The organism is Micromonospora sp. NPDC126480, from assembly GCF_040302465.1.
Lineage (GTDB): Bacteria > Actinomycetota > Actinomycetes > Mycobacteriales > Micromonosporaceae > Micromonospora.
The window spans coordinates 1-1,444 of sequence record NZ_JBEORU010000070.1 but is presented as its reverse complement, the minus strand read 5'-3'; the positions used below and the strand labels follow the sequence as shown (position 1 = coordinate 1,444).

The window sequence follows — 1,444 nt, the reverse complement described above, 5'->3', positions numbered from 1 at the left end:
GCCGCAGCCTAATGACTGAGTCAAGCCGCGAGAGCGTGATCAAGTTGGTAGGGCTGTCGGGTGCGCAGGATGGCGTGCAGGACGTTGACGCGTCGTCGTGCCAGGGCGATGAGGGCTTGGTGGTGTCGTTTGCCTTCGGCACGTTTGCGGTCGTAGAAGGCGCGGCTGGCCGGGTCGCGTTGCAGGGCGCAGAACGCGGATTGGTAGAAGACGCGTTTGAGGGTCTTGTCGCCGCTGGCCGCGCGTCGCAGGTAGTGAACCTTGCCGGATTGCTGCAGCACCGGGGCCAGGCCGGCGGCGGAGGCGAGCCGGTCGCCGGTGGGGAATCGGGTGATGCCGCCTGCCACGGCGAGGAACTCAGCGGTCAGGATGGCCCCCATCCCGGGCAGGGACTGGATGAGGGCCGCATCAGGGTGGCGAGTGAGCGCCTCGGTGATGCGCTTGTCCAGCTCGGCAAGCTTGTCCCGACAGGCCAGTACCTCATGGGCGAGGTCGCGGACGATGTCCGCGGCGACCGCCTCGCCGGGCACCGCGATGCGTTGGGCTGCGGCGGCGGTCAGCGCCTTGCCGACCAGCATGTCGATCACCGGCGCGTTGTGCCGGCCGGTGGTGCGCAGGTACTCGGTGAGGCGACGCCGTCCGGCACGGCGAATCTCCGCCGGCGTGACGTAGCGGGTCAACAACGCCGCATCGGCCTTGTTCGTCGGATCGAGCGTGCGTTCCAGGCCCGGATGGATCGAGGCGAGCAGGTCACGCAGCCGGCCGATGCGTCGGGTTTGATCGGTGACCAGTTCGCGGCGACGCCCGACCAGCAGCCGCAGCTCGGCGTCGGCCTCGCCGGCCGGCTCGACCAGGCGCAGCTCATCGCCGCGCAGCCGAATCTGATCGGCAATGACCTTGGCGTCACGCGGATCGCTCTTGTGCTCGCCCCCGCGAGTGGCCCGGCGGGCCCGGTTGACCGCCAGCCCGGACACATGGACCAGCCGCAGTCCGGCATCCAGCAGCATGACCTGCAGCAGCCCGGCGATGCCGCCCAGCACGTCGATCGCTACCGTAGCCCGGCCATGCTCGGCCTCGGCCGCGCGGACGTCGTCGATCAGTGCCTGGATCGCCGGCGGGTCGTTGTCCACCCGTCGGCTCGCCAGGACCTTGCCGGTCTCGGTGTGCACGAGCGCAGCCCAGTGGAACTCCTTGGCCACATCCACACCCACCGCAACGGCCATGGTTCTCCCTTCTCCCGTCCCGTCGGTACGCGTGCTCTTCCCGCCGTCAACGCCCTACACAGCGATCGATCGCAGAGCCCAATCAGCAGTCAGGAAGAGCGAACGAGACAGGCGGCGATGCGACCCTGGCCATGCACGGCAGCCAGCATGAAAGCCATACCTGCCTCGCCCGCGTCAGCCCGTACGACTACCACCGTCGGGCTCGCTATGAAAGGTAGGGC

1 protein-coding gene is annotated in these 1,444 nt (G+C 68.9%); it reads right to left on the bottom strand.

Annotated features, from left to right (window positions below; translation table 11 throughout):
• Positions 1-20: 20 nt before the first annotated feature.
• On the bottom strand, positions 21-1,223 hold the full coding sequence (locus ABTW87_RS30120) for an IS110 family RNA-guided transposase (RefSeq protein ID WP_350654802.1): 1,203 nt from the start codon (positions 1,221-1,223) through the stop codon (positions 21-23).
• Positions 1,224-1,444: the final 221 nt, after the last annotated feature.

Bases quoted from the DNA above. Each gene is read 5' to 3' on its own strand.
- ABTW87_RS30120 (WP_350654802.1), bottom strand. From the start codon at position 1,223: ATGGCCGTTGCGGTGGGTGTGGATGTGGCCAAGGAGTTCCACTGGGCT.